Origin of the sequence: uncultured Thiodictyon sp., from assembly GCA_903837595.1 — a bacterium.
In the GTDB taxonomy this organism is placed as follows: Bacteria; Pseudomonadota; Gammaproteobacteria; order Chromatiales; family Chromatiaceae; genus Thiodictyon.
Window position 1 is genome coordinate 14836 of the sequence record CAILVI010000449.1, and the last position, 17351, is coordinate 32186.

At 61.8% G+C, this 17351-nt stretch carries 14 protein-coding genes; 10 read left to right on the plus strand and 4 right to left on the minus strand.

Features of this window, described 5'->3' with window-relative positions:
• The first annotated feature begins 65 nt into the window (after positions 1 to 65).
• Positions 66 to 380 (plus strand): helix-turn-helix domain-containing protein, encoded by a 315-nt coding sequence (locus tag QZY44_RS26985; protein ID WP_295455386.1) that lies wholly within the window; start codon positions 66 to 68, stop codon positions 378 to 380.
• Positions 381 to 688: 308 nt separating this feature from the next.
• On the opposite strand, the gene QZY44_RS26990 is transcribed toward QZY44_RS26985, so the two are convergent.
• The 4 genes from QZY44_RS26990 to QZY44_RS27005 form a co-directional block, all read right to left on the minus strand.
• The gene (locus QZY44_RS26990; RefSeq protein ID WP_295455388.1) at positions 689 to 2113 is read right to left on the minus strand and encodes an EH signature domain-containing protein; all 1425 of its coding nucleotides are present in this window, start codon (positions 2111 to 2113) and stop codon (positions 689 to 691) included.
• A complete protein-coding gene (locus QZY44_RS26995) occupies positions 2097 to 2927 on the minus strand; it encodes a hypothetical protein (protein ID WP_295455390.1) in 831 nt (276 codons plus the stop codon). The genes QZY44_RS26990 and QZY44_RS26995 overlap by 17 nt, the downstream gene beginning before the upstream one ends.
• 80 nt (positions 2928 to 3007) lie before the next feature.
• Positions 3008 to 5515 carry a hypothetical protein gene (locus tag QZY44_RS27000; protein ID WP_295455392.1) on the minus strand — a complete coding sequence of 836 codons (2508 nt, stop codon included), beginning with the start codon at positions 5513 to 5515 and terminating at the stop codon, positions 3008 to 3010.
• Between the two features lie 308 nt (positions 5516 to 5823).
• The gene (locus tag QZY44_RS27005) at positions 5824 to 7368 is read right to left on the minus strand and encodes an ATP-binding protein (protein WP_295455394.1); all 1545 of its coding nucleotides are present in this window, start codon (positions 7366 to 7368) and stop codon (positions 5824 to 5826) included.
• A 209-nt stretch (positions 7369 to 7577) separates the two neighbouring features.
• On the opposite strand from QZY44_RS27005, the gene QZY44_RS27010 reads away from it, so the two are divergent.
• The 9 genes from QZY44_RS27010 to QZY44_RS27045 all read left to right on the plus strand — a co-directional run.
• Positions 7578 to 8564, plus strand: a complete 987-nt coding sequence (locus QZY44_RS27010; RefSeq protein ID WP_295455396.1) for a hypothetical protein — start codon at positions 7578 to 7580, stop codon at positions 8562 to 8564.
• Positions 8565 to 8767: 203 nt separating this feature from the next.
• A complete protein-coding gene (fdnG, locus tag QZY44_RS27015) occupies positions 8768 to 11833 on the plus strand; it encodes a formate dehydrogenase-N subunit alpha (RefSeq protein ID WP_295455399.1) in 3066 nt (1021 codons plus the stop codon).
• Between the two features lie 3 nt (positions 11834 to 11836).
• The gene (gene fdxH, locus QZY44_RS27020; RefSeq protein ID WP_295455402.1) at positions 11837 to 12733 is read left to right on the plus strand and encodes a formate dehydrogenase subunit beta; all 897 of its coding nucleotides are present in this window, start codon (positions 11837 to 11839) and stop codon (positions 12731 to 12733) included.
• Positions 12730 to 13350: a formate dehydrogenase subunit gamma gene (locus QZY44_RS27025; protein WP_295455404.1), complete on the plus strand. Its 621-nt coding sequence runs from the start codon at positions 12730 to 12732 to the stop codon at positions 13348 to 13350. The genes fdxH and QZY44_RS27025 overlap by 4 nt, the downstream gene beginning before the upstream one ends.
• Positions 13351 to 13556: 206 nt before the next feature.
• Complete coding sequence (gene fdhD / locus QZY44_RS27030) at positions 13557 to 14456, plus strand: formate dehydrogenase accessory sulfurtransferase FdhD (RefSeq protein ID WP_295455406.1); 900 nt, start codon at positions 13557 to 13559, stop codon at positions 14454 to 14456.
• A gap of 28 nt (positions 14457 to 14484) precedes the next feature.
• Positions 14485 to 15357: a formate dehydrogenase accessory protein FdhE gene (gene fdhE / locus QZY44_RS27035; RefSeq protein ID WP_295455408.1), complete on the plus strand. Its 873-nt coding sequence runs from the start codon at positions 14485 to 14487 to the stop codon at positions 15355 to 15357.
• A gap of 203 nt (positions 15358 to 15560) precedes the next feature.
• Positions 15561 to 16145, plus strand: a complete 585-nt coding sequence (locus tag QZY44_RS27040; RefSeq protein ID WP_295455410.1) for a hypothetical protein — start codon at positions 15561 to 15563, stop codon at positions 16143 to 16145.
• A gap of 116 nt (positions 16146 to 16261) precedes the next feature.
• Positions 16262 to 16381 carry a formate dehydrogenase accessory protein FdhE gene (gene fdhE, locus QZY44_RS35965; protein WP_365305365.1) on the plus strand — a complete coding sequence of 40 codons (120 nt, stop codon included), beginning with the start codon at positions 16262 to 16264 and terminating at the stop codon, positions 16379 to 16381.
• 145 nt (positions 16382 to 16526) lie between these two features.
• On the plus strand, positions 16527 to 17351 hold an 825-nt coding region (locus QZY44_RS27045; RefSeq protein WP_295455412.1), incomplete at its 3' end, for an IS1380 family transposase.

Consider the following 17351-nt stretch of genomic DNA (forward strand, 5'->3'; position numbering starts at 1 on the left):
TCGAAACTCTGGCCACAAGTCCGAACGGGGGAACCTGTCCGCCAAGCAACTTGTGGAGATCAGACATGCCATCGAACATGCAACCCCTGACCGATGATGAACTGGAGGTGTTTGAAGCAGGACGCGACCTAAGCGAAGACCTGCTGGAGTCCATACGCCAGATGAACGCGGGCCAGGGGACCGTGGTGTACTCCCCGATCATTGCCGCCCGCCAGCACTCAGGTCTGTCGCAGACTCAGTTCGCCGCGCTCTTGGGCGTGTCGGTACGCACGCTGCAAGAGTGGGAGCAAGGTCGGCGCCAGCCCAGCGGCGCGGCTAAGACCCTGTTCAAGGTGGCCGAACGGCATCCAGAGGTATTGCGGGAACTGGCTGAAGCCTGAGGCGCTCATTCTCCGTACTCCTTAAAATATGCCGGATTCGTCTACAAGTCAGCCTGAGTATCTTTGATACACCCCACCAGACCATGTGCCTGGGCCAGATCGAGACAGGAGCGTACCCCGTCTCGCTGGCTAGCAACAGGCAGTAGCCGGCCCCGCCGGGCCTCTAGGGACTCAACGAAATCAAGCACCTCGCGCTGCATATCTTGCGGCAGACGTTCAGTGTGAATCCGTATTCGATCTACCATGGTCATCTTGCACCTCTCGACAGGACTGTGTTTCTCGCATAACCCCTGACCGCGACGATTCGATCATGTACGTCTGATTGGCGATATGTTCGTCCGACGGAGAATGATATTCTCATACTTTCTTGGCCAGCTATCTGTATGAGACATACGGAATCGCTCACCCCCGGCGTCTGCCCCTAGAGGACAGGCATTGAGCATCCGAGAACGAGAATAACGGGGCAAGAAAAAATCTGGTATCTTTGGCATTTGCTTATCCCCAGCCGGCCAAAACAGAGTCACTCCGCTCTTGTTCATTTCAAAGATCACATAATTCCCGATTTGAAGCATAAGACCCAGATGATCTTTCTTGACGTTGCTATCCTTCTCGAACGTACCGAAAGACCCATCCAGAAGCGTTTGCGCAATCGCCTTTCCATCTTCGGCTGTGATCAGCCAAGCGCGACTAAATGAATTCTGGTAACTACGCCAGAACTGTTCCCGCTGTTCTACCATATCGGGGCGATCCGTCGGAGATTGTCGTATGACCCGGAAAAAATCATTCACGGCGCGGACCGTCAACCATCGTTCGACTGTCTCGCGAACTCGCGGGGCGATTCCATCCCAACGCGGCCTTACTCCAGGCAGCCGTGGGTCACCAATGAGGGTGTGCAGCAGATCCAGGGTCTGATCAATGGTGGAGCCACCTTGTCGATCCGCCCAGATCACCAACCCCTCCACCAGTGACTCTTGCGCCGCCTGGCCCAAGCCGCCGTAACCTTGCATTTGGTGGATCGGACTCTTGCCCAACGGGGCGATAAGTTGCTTTAGAGTCGCAGGAACTTTGGACGGACGCAGATGATTGCAGAGTTGTTGGCCGAGGGCCTTGAAAACACTCAAGAGGCAAGCGGATTTCAGCAGTCTCTCACGCTCAAACCGCAGATCAGTAATCTCATCGATGAGGCAAGCATCTTCGAGAAATGATCCTGCCATTATGGCAATGGCCTGCTCTGGCTGGAATAGATTCCATTTCCTCGAAAATGATTCTATGACCGGCGTAAGTCTGTTGGCTCGAGCATCCAGCCAATGGGCGATACGCTGTGTGGCGATCGAGTCTGGATTCATATTCAACAGATAATGACCCCAAAGTCGCCGCGGCGCGCTAGGCCATTTCAGATCCGCCCACGCCAGGTAGTCTCCTACCAATCGCTTATCTTCCGACCAAGCCTCCTGGGATGTCCAGAGGATGTAGGGCACTGCCTTGAGCTGAAAACGGGTCAACCCGGATATATCGCCCCGTCCTGAAATCAGCAGCCTCTCGGTTATATCCAGTACATTTTGAAACGGCCGCGGCTCCCTCGGTATACCCCCGAAACGCCGCTCTAACTCCTCAGCAACTGGCCCAATTGCAAGCCTGGCGGGCCGTACAAACCGTACTGCGGTCCAATTTCGGCCTAATTCGGTCATCAACTTACCCCGTCCGACCAGCATGGAGTCATCGGATAAGGTCATTGACCACCTCCAATTGCCGATTCAGTTCCTCTAAAGCCTGTCGCACCGCGGCTTCGTTGGCGGTCATGGTCAATCGAATCTCAATCCGCCGGTCCAAGTCACGCACCGCTTCTTTCATACGATCCTCCGCGTGGACAGCAGGGCGGGTTTCGGCATAACCGCTGACACCGAGCAGAACGTCGCCATCCTGATTTCGTAAATCACGCAGGAGCGGATCAGTCTCTCGGAGAAGTTTGAAGGTCTCAATTGCACGACCCGCTGACAGGTCCCAATTATCACGAAACCGACCGGTAGGCCCGACGAATGGAACGACGTCGGTATGACCCTCGATATAGGCAGAACTCAAGGTACTGTAGATATTGATTTCCGGGCATCCGGCCGGAGGATGATCTGAACTGCGAACACGGGTATAGCAGGGTAATGTTGCTGTCAGGACCTCGCCGAGCTTACGGATCGTCTCCCTGCCTTGGGGGGTCGGCTCCGCCTGCCCCGCCAGGAATAGGCCGCCGGCCGGCAACTTCAGGGTCCCGTTGGTAGGATCAATCATGACTTCGATACCCAAGACATGCAGGCGGCTGCGCATATCCGCCAGCATCTGTGCGCGGGTCTCGTTGGCTGCGGCGATCCGCGCGAACAGCGCATTCATCTGTTGGTCCCGCACATAGCGGGCAAACGCCTGCAAGCGGCTGTTCTCCGCCTCAAGTTGGGCATTACGATCGCGCAAGCGCTGGACATCTTCGGGTTGCAGATGCAATGCAAGACCGATTAGCAAGATAATAAATATAAAGATCACCCCGACCATGAGGTCGGCCACCGGACCGAATAAGTCTGTTCGCTCTTCCTCAGTCTGACTAGTCGATACTAAGCGTCGAAACATGCTGGCTGAACCGCGATCTAGGACGAGCGACGCGGCGGCTGCCGCGCATCCGCCATTTGTTGAAGCGAGTCACTCAATCCTTCTGCTACTTCTGCAACATCAGTCACCACGACACTCAAGCTATTGACCGCCTGGGTAATATGTTTATCATAGTCGGAAAAGACCTCCTGCGTCGCCTTGGCGACCTGCTCCACTCCAGTCCGTAAAGTCCCCAGGGCCTTCGCCAACTCCACATCGGCTTTGCCGAACCGATCTTCATGAGTCTTGAAGGTGTACTCTGCCGCATCTGCCGCCCTCTTGAGTCCGTCCAACGCGGCTTGACTGGATTGGGCTGCTTGCTGGTGAATGGCAGCAGCATCAACCACGCCCTGCCTGATCTGATCCATACTTTCGCGAATGCTGGTAGCGGTCTGTAACAGGGGCTGCGCCGCCTGCTGTAAGGCATTACTCGCCCCGGTAACAGTTTGCCCCGCGACCTTAAAGGTCTGCCCCGCCGCGTCGAGGTTCTGGACCTGTGCGGCGACCGCACCGGGCAGCATCTTGAGGCTGGACTCCACGGTCTGCAAGCGGCTCGCGAGGTCTTGAATGGCCGATTGAAGTCCTGCCTGTGCCGCGGCAAATTGCTCGACCAGTTTTCCTGTGGCCTGTGTGACCAATCGATCGAACTCGTTGCCAGCCCGACCAACCGCATTCTCGATACCTTCACCGGCGCGTTGCCCGCCGTCGCGTAGGGCATCCCCGCCGTCGCGCCCTCCCTGTGCCAACCGGGAAGTCAATTCGCCAACAGCCTCAGTCAGTTTCGCAAGTGTTCCGCTCAGCGCGAGGCTGATGTCGCCTGGAACCTGCCCCAAGGCACCGGCAATGCCGTCAAGCTTCCCGCTCACCGCGCCGATACGTTCCTGCAGGTCCTGGCCAGCTTGACCGGCGGACACCTTGAGCCTGTTCCCAGCCTCTTCCCCACCGGCAGACAAGGCCGATGCGCTGCTTTGGCCTCCCGCGGTGAGCCGGCTCACCAAAACGTCGATGGCAGCGGTGAGCTTGCTCATGGTCTCGTTGAGAGCGCCGCTGATGTTGGTTGGAACCTGACTTAAGGCACCCGCGATGCCGTCGAGCTTGCCACTCACCTCATCGATCCTTTCTTTCAAGTCTATTCCCGCTTGAGCGGCGGAAGCCTTCAGCCTGTTCCCGGCCTCCTCACCGCCAGCACTCAACGCCGAAGCACCGCTTTCGCCTCCTTCGGTCAGCCGGTTTACCAGAGTACCGACCGCGTCGGTTAGCTTATCCAGGGTCGTGTTGAGGGCCTGATCGATGCTGGCCGGGACCTGCCCCAAGGTGGACGTGATACTGTCTAGTTTCCCGCCAAACTGGCTGATCCTCTCAGCCAACTCCTTTGAGCGGGAATCGATACCTTGCCCCATCTTTCCTGCCGCATCGCGCAAATCAATCGCGGCATCCCGTATGTCTTTCCCAAATGCCTCTCCGGCACCACCCATCCCATCCTTGATCCTTGCCAGTTCCGTGGCGACAGCAGTAAACCGTTCGGCAACCGTGTTAACCTCACTTCCGGCTGTCTGCTGAACTTGCTTTGAAAACTCTTGAGCGACGGTCTGGCTCATGTTTTGTATAGCATCGACGATGGGCTTCGCGGTAGCACCGGGCAAGTCATGTTGTATCGTCCCAAGATGCTGACCAAAGTCAGCAGCGAGTGCCTTCAGGCGCTGTTCCATCTTCACGTCAATCGCGACCGCCAGATCATCGGTCAAGTGTTCCATGTGCGTGAGTTGCCTGCGAGCGATGTCGTTTTGTTCGTACAAGAGCAGTTCAGGGGTCAACGGCAGGCTGAAATGCTGCACCGCATCGGCCAAATCACGGGCCGCAGCTTGCTGGCTGGACTGATAGCGACGGGTGACAAGGCTGAAACCGATGTAGGCGACAAGACCGGCGATAGACGTGATGAACTTGGCGGAGCTGACACCGAGGATGCGGTTGATGGCGCCTTTCATCGCCGCAGAGTCCGCCCCGGCAATCCCGCCAACCTCGAGTAGCGCGGCCGATAGGCCGATGAAGGTGAAGAGCAACCCGACGGTGAGAAAGACGCCGGACCAGGTGGCGCACCACTGCTCATAACCGCGGGGAGGCAGAGATTCGACTGAGAACCAGAGGCGCGGGTCGACCAGGTTCAGGTAACCCTCCGCCTGGGGGTTGGGTTGAAGGTGCTTGCGATAGTCGCGCCAGAGTGGCGCAAGCGCCGGTGCCTGCTCGAAGAGCTCGCCCGCCTGAACCAGGCGGGCGGTCGCGTCCGAGTTGCTGCCGCGCAGCTTCCTCAGCTCAGCAGACAGTCGTCGGATAGGCCGCACCCAGCGGCGATGGCCCAGAAAGTGCAGCCAGACCCAGCACACCATGGCCGCCGCGAGGATGGCGATGGCGATAAGGTAGGCCCGGTCCGGGCTGTTGAAGTTCCCGATGGCCCAACTCAGGCCGTCGACAAAGGTCCCGAAGCCAGGTAGGTCCCGTAACTGCGCCATCGTGCATCTGCCTCCAGATCCTCAAATTTCGCACCCGATCCGTGCTTCCGATATGGGCACATAGCATACCGGGAATTCTTCCCCGGGGGTATCCATACCGCAGCCCGTGGTTAGTTCCTCAACCGCCGGGAGGACGGAGACTTACCAAGTCAGGTTTCGGGGCAGTGCAGTCGAGAGTCAGCCGCATCCTCCCGAGCCCCCTGCCGCCTATCACCAGCGCGCCAGACAGGCGAGGCCAGAAGGTCGCGGAGGACAGTTGCGCGGACAACGTCACCACGGGACCGAGCGTCGGCCACCGGGAGGCACGGTCACAAGCGCTCAACCTCAAACCCAACCACCGTGCGCCGCTCGCGGCTGAATTCGACACCGATCAGATGGATCGGGCAGCCGCTCGCCCTATAGGGGTCGGCGTAGCCGCGGTCCTTGATCTGCTGGAGCGCCCGGCCTTCGGGGGCCAGTTCGACCACCTTGAATTCGAAGAGATAAACCTGGCCGTTGAAGCGCAGGGCCAGGTCCAGTCGCCCGGCGTTGCTGCTGGCTTCCGGGGTCAGGTCCAGGCCCAGTGAGGCGAAGCAGGCATAGAAGACGCTGGCGTAATAGCCCTCGTATTGCGCGATCGGGTTGTTGCGGTACCAGTCGGTGGGGATGCCGGCGAAGAAGGCGGTGAAGTGCTGGGCCAGGCCGGCGAAGTCGTTGGCCTCAAGCAACCGGTACAGCGACCTGCGCTGGCCGCCGTCGGTGGCACTGGCCGGGGTCCAGGCCTCCAACAGCGCGGTGTTGAGGCTTTGGCAGACCTCACGGTTCGGATAGCGCAGCCGATAGAACCAGGCCCCGCTGATCTGCTCCTCCAGGTCGATGGTCAGATAGCCGGTCTGAAAGAGCAACGCCTCGGTGGTCATGCGCTCGACATCGAAGGCCGAGAGCAGGGCTGAGTCGGTCTCCAATTGGCCCAAGGCAGGGAGCCAGACCTGGCGTTGGGTCAGGACATCGATCAGGAAGGTCGGCGTGGCGGACTCAAACCACCAGGCGCGGAACTGGCGCTTCTGGAACAGCAGCAAGAGGTCGAACGGGTTGTAGACCGACTCGCCGGTCCAGTTGTAGCCGTTGTACCAGGTACGGACCTCGTCACGATCAAGATCCACAAGTTCGGGGGCGAAGACCTGGTCGAGGTCCGCCTCGGTATAGCCGCAGATGGCCGAATACTTGGCATCGATCGTGATGTCGTTGAGGTTGTTGAGCCCCGAGAAGAGGCTGACCTTGCTGAACTTGCTCACCCCGGTCAGAAAGGCGAAGCGGATGTCGGCGTCGGCACCCTTGATCACCGAGTAGAGGTTGCGCAAGCCGTCGCGCAGTTCGCGGGCGGCGGCCGGGTCGGTCAGGTTGTCGAGGATGGGCTTGTCGTATTCGTCCACCAGCACCACCACGCGCTCGCCGGCCTGGGCGTGCGCCGCGCTGATCAGGCCGTGGAAGCGCCCCGAGATGCTGCGGTGGGGACTCGCAACACCGAGCCGCACCTCGTTGTCGGCCAGCAGCTCGCGGATCTTCTCATCCAGTTCGACCCGGTTGCGCAGCAGGCCATCCGCGAAGCTCAGCCGGACCACCGGATAGCGCCGCCCCCAGTCCCAGCGTTCGTGTACGAAGAGCCCGCGAAACAGCGCCTCGCTGCCGCTGAACAGTTCCCCGAGCGTATCCAGAAACAGCGACTTGCCGAACCGCCACGGGCGGGACAGGAAATAATACTTGCCCTGCTCGATCAACCTCAGGGCAAAACTGGTCTTGTCGACATAGTAGCAGTCGGTTTCGCGGATCTCGCGAAAGATCTGGATACCGATGGGCAGGATGCGACGGGGCATGTTCGGGGGCGACGGGTGTGGAATGCGATGGCCGTGAGTTTAGCCCGATCCGCGGCGCAGCGCCTGCCTCCGACCCTGACCCGGCGGACCAAAGCATCGCTCCTGCCGCAGGGAGCCAGGACGCCGGCGGGCCCCCAAGACTGCCCTTGCCCGTCGTCTTCTGAATGATTAACATCAGCCCTACAGTCGCCTTAGTTTGAGAATGAGTGATGGCAACACGATTTGGGGTATGGAACGAATATGGTCGGCTGCGTGAGGTCGCCGTCGGAACCACCGACGGGATCGTGGTGCCGAGTTTCAGCCCCGCCTACCCGCCCGAGATCCAGGCATTGACCCGCGCGCATGAAGGCAAGCCGCTGCTGGACGTTGAAGGGTTTGAAACGATCCTCCAGGCGGTGCAGGCCGAGCTCGACCATCTTGCAGAAACCTACCGACGCCTCGGCGTCATCGTCCACCGGCCCCGACCGTATACTGACGCTGAGCGCGATTTTCTGTCTTCGCTGCAGCGCGGTGCCTATCAGCTCTATCCGGCGGACCCGATTTGGATTATCGGCCGGCATGCCATCGAATGCCAATTCCGCCAGCCGGTGCGGAACAAAGAGGTCTTTCCATTACGCGAACTCATCGCGCCCCTGATTGCGGCCGATGCGGACGCACGGGTGGCCGCCTGCCCCATGAGCGCCCCGTTGATCGGCGGCGGCGGTGCCGGACCCCGCCTGGAGGGTGGCGACATATTTATTTGCGGGAATGACACCAAGGACATCCTGGTCGGCATCGATGAGGAACGCAGCAGCAGCGCCGCCGGCGTCGAATGGCTCGGGCGTTATCTCTACGATGACGGCTACCGGGTCACCGGGGTGCCTATCACCAGGGACGCGCCAATCCACCTGTTGGGCGCCCTCGGTGCCGTGGGCCCGGAGTGCGCACTCATTTACCGCCCGTCGCTGCTCAACGGGATTCCCAAGCCACTGAGGACCTGGGACCTGATCGACATCACCCTCGAAGAGGCCAAGGCCACCGGCCCCTGCCTGGTGATGATCGATCCCCAGACCATTCTCGTACCCGCGCAGCTGCCGCGCATCGCCGAGGAACTGGCCAAACGCAGCCTCGAGGTGATTCCCATACCATTTGCCTCGGTCTCACGCTTCGATGGCGGCATCCGCTGTGCCACCTTCGTGATGCGTCGCGATGCCTGAATCCCCAACATCACGGGGTCTGCAGCGGCGTTTTGCCCAGGGGAGCGCCTGGCTGGTGTTCAGACCATCCTGCCGGGCTTGCCCGTAGTCTTCTGAAGGATTAATATCAAGCCTTCCCTGGCCTTAGTACGCTTGGTGCTAGAGTCTCCCGACTCTGCACCGCGGATATTTTCGCATGTAAAACATAAACGAGGGGGGCGTTGATGCGAGTCTCACGACGGCAGTTCTTCAAGATCTCGGCGGCGGGATTGGGCTATTCCGGCCTGGTGGCGGTCGGCCTCTCGCCCACCGCGGCCCAGGCCGAGGTGCGACAGTACAAGCTGACGGGTGCCCGGGAGATACGCAACAACTGCACCTACTGCTCGGTCGGCTGCGGCCTGCTGTTGTTCAGTCTGGGCGACGGCGCCAAGAATGCGCATTCCGATATCATCCACATTGAGGGCGACCCGGACCATCCGGTGAGCCGCGGCGCGCTCTGTCCCAAGGGTGCTGGGCTCTTGGATTTCATCCATAGCCCGAACCGCCTGAAATACCCGCAGGTGCGCGCGCCCGGCAGTAATGAATGGCAGCGGATTTCCTGGCATGAGGCGATTGAGCGCATCGCCAAACATATGAAGGCCGACCGCGACGCCAATATCGTCGCCAAGAGCGCCGATGGCGTGCCGGTCAACCGCTGGGTGACCACCGGCATGCTGACCTGCTCGGCGGCCTCCAACGAAACCGGCATCCTGACTCAAAAATTCATCCGCTCGCTGGGCATCATCGCCACCGACACCCAGGCCCGCATCTGCCACGCCCCGACGGTCTCGGCCCTGGCCGCCTCCTTTGGCCGTGGCGCCATGACCAACCACTGGGTGGACATCAAGAACGCCGATGTCATCCTGGTGATGGGGGGCAACGCGGCCGAGGCCCATCCGGTGGGCTTCCGCTGGGCCATCGAGGCGATGAAGCAGCGCGGCGCCAAACTGGTCGTCGTCGATCCGCGCTTTAACCGCACGGCGGCCGTCGCTGACCGGTATGTACCGATTCGCGCCGGCTCGGACATTGTCTTCCTCGGCGGGGTGATCAATTGGTTGATCGCCAACGACAAGGTCCAGTGGGACTATGTGAAGGCCTACACCAATGCCAGCGCCATCGTCGGCGCAAGCTATGGCTTTGATGAAGGCCTGTTCTCGGGCTTCGACCAGGCCAAGGGGCGTTATGACCGCGCCAGTTGGAACTACGAACTCGATGCCGACGGCCACCTCAAGACCGATCCTACGCTACAAGACCCGCGCTGCGTATGGAACCTGCTGAAGGCACATTACGCGCGCTATACGCCGGAGGTGGTGACCAATCTCACCGGCAGCCCGCAGGCGGACTTCCTCAAGGTCTGCGAATGGCTCGGCGAGACCGCGGCCCCGGCCAAGGTGGCCACCATCCTCTATGCCCTGGGCTGGACCCAACACACGGTGGGCGCCCAGAATATTCGCACCATGGCGATCATCCAGCTGATGCTGGGCAATATCGGTATGCCCGGCGGTGGCGTCAATGCGCTGCGCGGCCACGCCAATGTGCAGGGCTTTTCCGACCTCGGCCTGCTCTCCACCGGGCTGCCCGGCTATATGCCACTGCCCAACGAGAAGAACCACCCGACACTGGCTGACTATCTCACCAAACAGACACCGAAGGCACTGAGTGCCAACCAGCTGAACTACTGGTCGAATACCCCGAAATTCTTCGTCAGCCTGCTCAAGTGGTTCTGGGGCGACCAGGCTACCAAGGACAACAATTGGGGTTACGACTGGTTGCCGAAATGGGACAAGCCGTATGACACCCTGCAACTGACCGAGCTGATGCAGCAGGGCAAGATGAATGGCCTCATCGTGCAGGGCTTCAATCCGGTGGCCTCGTTTCCGGATACCAACCGGGTGGTGGAGGCCTTTTCGAAGCTCAAGTATCTGGTAGTGATCGATCCGCTGACCACCGAGACGGCCAGCTTCTGGCAGAACCAGGGCGAATCAAACAACGTGGAGCCGACGCGAATCGGCACCGAGGTCTTTCGCCTGCCCTCGACCTGCTTTGCCGAGGAAGACGGCTCCATCGTCAGCTCCGGGCGCTGGGTGCAATGGCATTGGAAGGGTGCCGAGCCGCCGGGCGAGGGCAAGGCCGACGCCGAGATCCTGGGCGAGCTATTCGTCACCCTGCGCAATCTCTACAAGAGTGAGGGTGGCAGCGTCCCCGAGCCTATCCTTAATCTGGCCTGGCCTTATCGGAACCCGCGCTTCCCCGCGGCCGAAGAACTGGCCAAAGAAATGAACGGCCGGGCCTTGGCGGACATTCCCGATCCTCAGGACAAGACCAAGGTCCTGGTAAAGAAGGGCGAACAATTGCCCGGTTTCGCCACGCTCCAGGATGACGGCTCCACCCTCTGTGCCGCCTGGATCTACGCCGGCAGTTGGCCCCAGGCCGGCAACCAGATGGCCCGCCGCGACAACACCGACTCGGGCCTGGGCAACACCCCCGGCTGGGCCTGGGCCTGGCCGGCCAACCGGCGCCTGCTCTACAACCGCGCCTCCTGCGATCCGGCCGGCAAGCCCTGGGACCCCGAGCGTAAGGTGATCGGCTGGAACGGCGAGCGCTGGGTCGGCGGCGATGTACCGGACTTCAAGGCCGACGCCGGACCCGACAGCGGCATGGGCCCCTTAATCATGACGGCTGAAGGCGTCGGGCGCCTGTTCGCCGTGGACAAGCTGGTCGATGGCCCCTTTCCGGAACACTATGAGCCGATGGAGTCGCCGCTCGGCACCAATCCGCTGCACCCGGGCGTCATCACCAGCCCGGCGGTGCGCATCTTCCCGGGTGACAAGGAGCGGCTCGGTACCCACAAGGACTTCCCCTATGTCGGCACCACCTATCGTCTAACTGAACACTTCCAATTCTGGACCAAGGGCGTGCTCCTCAACGCCATCGCCCAACCGGAACAATTCGTCGAGATCAGCGAACCACTGGCCGCAGAGAAAGGCATTCGCGCGGGCGACTGGGTCAAGATCAGTTCCAAACGCGGCTTCATCCGGGCCAAGGCGGTTGTCACCAAGCGCATGAAGGTCCTGACGGTCAACCAGCAGACCGTGCATCAGATCGGCATCCCGTTACATTGGGGTTGGGAGAGCGTTGCCCGCAAGGGCTTTCTGACCAATGTACTGCCGCCGGCCGTGGGTGAATGCAATACGCAGACGCCGGAATACAAGGCGTTCCTTGTCAATCTCGAAAAGATCGTGGAGGTGTGAGCCATGGCACTGCAATCGCTCGACATCGCACGCCGTTCCGCCACCACCACGCCCGCCCCCGGCGCGCGCATGCCGTTGGAAGTCGCCAAGCTGATCGACGTGACCACCTGTATCGGCTGCAAGGCCTGCCAGGTGGCCTGCTCCGAATGGAATGACATCCGCGCCGAGGTGGGCCACAACGTAGGCGTCTATGACAACCCGCTGGACCTCTCACCGCAGGCGTGGACGGTGATGCGCTACGCCGAGGTGGAGGAAGCGGGCCGGCTGCAGTGGCTGATCCGCAAGGACGGCTGCATGCACTGTTCAGACCCGGGATGCTTGAAGTCCTGCCCCGCGCCCGGCGCCATCGTCCAGTTCAAGAATGGCATCGTGGACTTCCACCAGGAGCAATGCATCGGCTGCGGCTATTGCGTCACCGGCTGCCCGTTCAACATCCCGCGCCTCTCCCAAGAGGACGGTAAGGCCTACAAGTGCACCCTGTGTTCCGACCGTATCGCGGTCGGCCAGGAGCCGGCATGCGCCAAGACCTGCCCGACTGGCGCCATCCAGTTCGGCAGCAAGGAGGACATGCAGGAGGTCGCCGCGCAGCGGGTCGCCAACCTGCACCAGCGTGGCTTCAGCAATGCCGGGCTCTATGATCCGCCAGGCGTCGGCGGCACCCATGTGATGTATGTACTGCACCACGCCGATCGCCCGCAACTCTATAGCAACCTGCCCAATGACCCGGGGGTCGATCCGCTGGTGTCGGTCTGGAAGGGCATCGCCAAGCCGCTCGCTGTACTCACGCTGGCTGGCATCACGCTGGGCGGGCTGTTGCACTATGTCACCAAGGGTCCGAACGAGGTCTCAAAGGAGACCGAGGACGAAGTCAAACGTGAAGAAGAGGAGTCAGTGAAATGATCCGCGACCCGCAAGACCTCAATCGCTATACGGCGTCCGAGCGGGCCAACCACTGGGTGGTGGGCATCAGCTTCATCCTGCTGGCACTCTCCGGACTGGCCTTTTTCCATCCGGCCTTCTTCCCGCTGACCCAACTGTTCGGCGGTCCGGTCTGGACGCGCATCCTGCACCCCTACGTCGGGGTAGTGATGGCGCTCGCGTTCCTGATAATCTTCGTGCGTTTTTGGCGGCTCAATGTGATGCGGGCGATGGACTGGGCGTGGCTCTCCAAGGTCAAGACCATGGTGGACGGCAACGACCACGACATGCCCGAGCAGGGCAAATACAACGGCGGCCAGAAGGCACTCTTCTGGCTGCTCGCCCTCTGCATGCTCTTGATGGCGGTGTCCGGGATAGCCATCTGGCGCGCCTGGTTTGGCTTCGAGATCACCGCGGTGCGTCTGGGTGCCGTGGTGCATGCCGCGGTCGGTGCCTTGATGATCGGTCTGATCATGGTGCACATCTATGCCGCCATCTGGGTCAAGGGCACGGTACGGGCCATGTGGTATGGCACCGTGACCCGTGGCTGGGCCAAGCAACACCATCGCGGCTGGTACCGGCAAGTCACCGGAAAATAGTTGGGCTTGGTGGCGCCGCTGCCGGCCTTGAGCCTCGCTCCGGCCACAGGAGGTCGAGGCTTTAGCCGGTCCGGCGTGCAGGCGCCATCGATTGTCCTTCGCTACGTCGGCAACCGCCACCGGCTAAAGCCTCGACCTCCGGTTGCGGAGGGACCAGTGCTGAGCGGCCCGAAGATCAACGCCCCGTGGGCTCCCGGAGACTGCTGATGCGCAAATCAAAATGGGAACCCGGCGCGCCGGTGCCGCGGGATGAACTCGGCCGGCCAACTGCCTGCGCCTGGCGCGAGGTCGTGCGAAGTCACAACTGCACCGCGACCCGCGAATACGATGAGGTCATCGAGGAAGTGCCGGTGGCGCTGGTCTACAATCGGATCTCGCACGCCGTGATGATGGCATCGCCCGCTGACCTGGAGGACTTCGCCCTCGGATTCAGCCTCGGCGAAGGCATCGTCGAGCAGGCGCGGGATGTCCACGAACTGGAAATTCGCGCTGGCGCTCAGGGAGTGGTCATCGACATGGTGATCGCCGCCCGCCACTTCGCGGCCCTCAAGCAACGCAAGCGCAACCTCGCCGGGCGCACCGGCTGCGGGCTGTGCGGTCTGGATAGCCTCGCCACCTTTGCGACTCACGCCACCCCGGCGGCACCCTGCGCGACCCGCGCCACGCGCGTGAGCGTCGCCGCGATCGACCACGCCTTGCACCAACTACCGCACTGGCAGCCACTCTATGAGCGCACCGGCGCCAGTCACGGTGCCGCCTGGGTCGATCCAGAGGCCCAAATCCGCTGCGTGCGAGAGGACGTCGGCCGACACAATGCGCTCGACAAACTGGTAGGTGCCCTCGCCCGCACCGGGGAGCAGACGAACGGGGGCTTTGCCCTGATCACCAGCCGCGCCTCCTATGAAATGGTGCAGAAGGCAGCCCACGCCGGTATTACTGCCCTGGTCGCGCTCTCCGCACCCACCGTCTTTGCCATTCAACAGGCAGAGGCCACCGGCATGTTGCTGGTCGGCTTCGCCCGCACCGGGGCGCGGGTCGCCTACAGCCACGCCGAACGACTCGATGGGGTCCCGACGCCGGCCCTCGCCCCCTATGCGATCATGTGAGTCCCCACGTTCAGCCGCCCGGTTACCGATGACCGCCACACCGACGATTCACACCCCAAGCGCCCCGCCGACCCTGCTGACACCGGCGCCGGACCTGTTCGCCCGCCGGGCCGACCGTCTGCGCCAATTGGCACCCGCACAGGCGCTGGGTCCCTGGCTGGACTGGCTCGCCGCGTTATGCACGGCTCAGCACCGCGCGTTCGAACAAGAAGGCTCGGTGCCGCACAACGACATCGGCGCCACGACGGCCATGGGTTCGGCGGCCCTGCTGGGACGCATTGCGGCCATCCGTTGGACCCTGATTTCAGCCCTGCCGACCGACCGCTGCGCGGGTGTCGGCCCCCGGTGGGAACTCGCGCCATCCGATCTGGCCTCCCATATCGAACGCAACCTGCTGCTCGCACAGGCCGCAACCATCGGCACCGGTCGCGACTACGAAGACGTATTGACCGCCGCGGCGATGCAGGTGGCATGGACCGCTGACGCCCGCCGGTCGCAGGCAGTCGGCACCGCCGCAGATGCCAACGCCGGGACCTGCCCGCACTGCGGTAGCGCGGCACTTGGCAGCATCCTGCTGGCCGGCGGGGGCCTGGCCGGACTGCGCTATCAGGAGTGCTGCCTGTGTGGCTGCCGCTGGAATACCGTTCGGGCGCGCTGCACCCTGTGCGCCGCGGGTTCAGTGGTCGACTATCTGAGCCTGGAGGACGCACACCCGGCAGTCGCCGCCGAGACCTGCGACCAATGCCATGGTTATACCAAGCTCTTTTTCCAGTCAAAAGCGATCCAGGTCGAGCCGCTGGCGGACGATGTGGCGACCCTGGCGCTCGACGTGCTGGTCGGGGAGCGGGGATATGCGCGCACCGCACCGAATCTCTTCCTGTGTGAAGGAGAGGCGGCCTAGTGTTTCCTCTGTCTCGCCGCGCCGATCCCTGTCTCCAGGCCCGCCCGGCCTGGCCCGGGCACTTCGCTTGTCCGCCCCGCGGACAAGACCGCTGCGCGCTCGGGCGCACCCTGCCCGTCCCCGGGCTCGTTCCGCGATCGGCTCCTGTTGTCCGATCGGCGTTTGGCTGTTGACCGACTATCACTGTTATCGGAGTTACATTCATGGGCACTACGACATCGACAATCCCAAGCGACTTTAGCGCGTCGTTCATACAGGACCTGGCGGACTCCTTGGGCATACCAACCACGGCCGTCTATATCAAGGCGATCACGGTGGTCAGTTCGCAGGGGACTGAGATGGTTGTCGCGGTCGAGTACGGGATCGTGACTCTTGGCGGCAAGTCCGGTGACGAAGAAGTGTTGGAGGCGATGCAAGACCTCGTCTATCCCCCGACGACAACCACGGTCACGCTCACCGTGCCGACCGACGGCCAAGCGAACACCAGGCGACTCCCACGCCCCGTCTTGATGTGTCAGGGAGGATCGACCACGCCAAACGGTGCCTTTGTGCAGGCGTGCCAAGGCTATCGCGATAGATTTCACGCTATTGCGAGAATGCCGGTTGGCCGGGAGCTGCGTGTGCGCGACTGCGCGGTGAAGATCAATTGGGATATGAAGACTTATCGCACGGTATTTTTCAAGCAGCACGGATGGTCACTGAACATCTATGGCGTCGGAATCCACCAATCCGGCAGCGATAAATTCATATGGTTCGACGGCAAAGCGTATAGCAACAATGCCCCCTGAAGCATACTCGCTGGCGTCCGACGGTCGCGATCCTTAAGGATGGCAGAATCCCCGGCGAGCCCGGGCGTCGGGTTACGCTTCGCTAACCCGACCTACTGCCTTGGCGTGAGAGGCCGTTGCGCCTTAAGCTGGTATATTGCGCCCTCTTCTTTCAATCCCAGGACATCCAGGTCGAGCCGCTGACAGATGACCTGGCAACCCTCGCGCTCGACATACTGGTCGGCGAGCGGGGATAAGCACGCGCGGCGCCCAATCTCTTTCCATTAGCTGGAGAACCTGAATCAGTGATCTGCATAGGCTAAATTGATATAGATCTCTCGAAAAAACAGCAGTCTGGAGTTAAAATAGTGCATCGTTATGGCTCACTCGGTAGGTGACACGATGCGGCGGCTGATCATTTCGAAATCGACGGCGGATTTCACGTCCCACGCGGGCTTGGGGCTGGTGGGGCTCGCCATTCGCGAACGCACCAACCTGGCCGCGGAAGCTGCCGCGGTGTCGGCGCTGCGTAGCGATGCGATGCCGCATGGTGACATGCTCGCCAGCTATGTCGCGCTGCTGTGTTTGGGCAAGAGTGACTTCGAGGCGATCGACGCCTTTCGTACCGACCCCTTTTTTCTGGAGGCCCTAGGTCTGGAGCGGGCGCCGTCCGCCGCCATCTTGCGCCAGCGCCTCGATGCCAACGCGCCCGGCTTCAAGGATGCGGTCATTGCCGCCGCCATTGAGTTCCTGCGCCGCAGCCAAGCCCCGATCACCCCACTGGGCAATGGCCTGGTGCCGCTGGATGCGGATGTCACCCCGATGAATAACGCCAAGACCAAGAAAGAGGGTGTCTCGCGGACCTACAAAGGTGAAGATGGCTTCGCCCCCATGGCCGCTTATCTGGGGCAGGAGGGCTACTGCCTGGAGTTGGAACTGCGCGAAGGCAGCCAGCACAGCCAGAAGGGGACTCCGGAACTGTTGGCGCGGGTCCTGGAACGGGCGCGTGGACTGACCACCGCACCGCTGTTGGTGCGCCTGGACAGCGGCAACGACGCCATCGAGAACATCGCCACGCTCATGGCCCATGAGGAGCAACACCCACAGGCCGCCCCCGTGCATTACATCATCAAGTGGAATCCGCGCCGGGAAAGCCGCGAAGGATGGTTGGCCTTCGCCACCGAGCACGGCGACTGGAGCACCCCGCGCCCGGGCAAGCGGGTGGCC

Bases quoted from the DNA above. Each gene is read 5' to 3' on its own strand.
- QZY44_RS26990 (WP_295455388.1), bottom strand. From the start codon at position 2,113: ATGACCTTATCCGATGACTCCATGCTGGTCGGACGGGGTAAGTTGATG.
- fdnG (WP_295455399.1), top strand. From the start codon at position 8,768: ATGCGAGTCTCACGACGGCAGTTCTTCAAGATCTCGGCGGCGGGATTG.
- QZY44_RS27000 (WP_295455392.1), bottom strand. From the start codon at position 5,515: ATGGCGCAGTTACGGGACCTACCTGGCTTCGGGACCTTTGTCGACGGC.
- QZY44_RS27010 (WP_295455396.1), top strand. From the start codon at position 7,578: ATGGCAACACGATTTGGGGTATGGAACGAATATGGTCGGCTGCGTGAG.
- fdhE (WP_295455408.1), top strand. From the start codon at position 14,485: ATGACCGCCACACCGACGATTCACACCCCAAGCGCCCCGCCGACCCTG.
- QZY44_RS26985 (WP_295455386.1), top strand. From the start codon at position 66: ATGCCATCGAACATGCAACCCCTGACCGATGATGAACTGGAGGTGTTT.
- QZY44_RS27005 (WP_295455394.1), bottom strand. From the start codon at position 7,368: ATGCCCCGTCGCATCCTGCCCATCGGTATCCAGATCTTTCGCGAGATC.
- fdxH (WP_295455402.1), top strand. From the start codon at position 11,837: ATGGCACTGCAATCGCTCGACATCGCACGCCGTTCCGCCACCACCACG.
- QZY44_RS27025 (WP_295455404.1), top strand. From the start codon at position 12,730: ATGATCCGCGACCCGCAAGACCTCAATCGCTATACGGCGTCCGAGCGG.
- QZY44_RS27040 (WP_295455410.1), top strand. From the start codon at position 15,561: ATGGGCACTACGACATCGACAATCCCAAGCGACTTTAGCGCGTCGTTC.
- fdhD (WP_295455406.1), top strand. From the start codon at position 13,557: ATGCGCAAATCAAAATGGGAACCCGGCGCGCCGGTGCCGCGGGATGAA.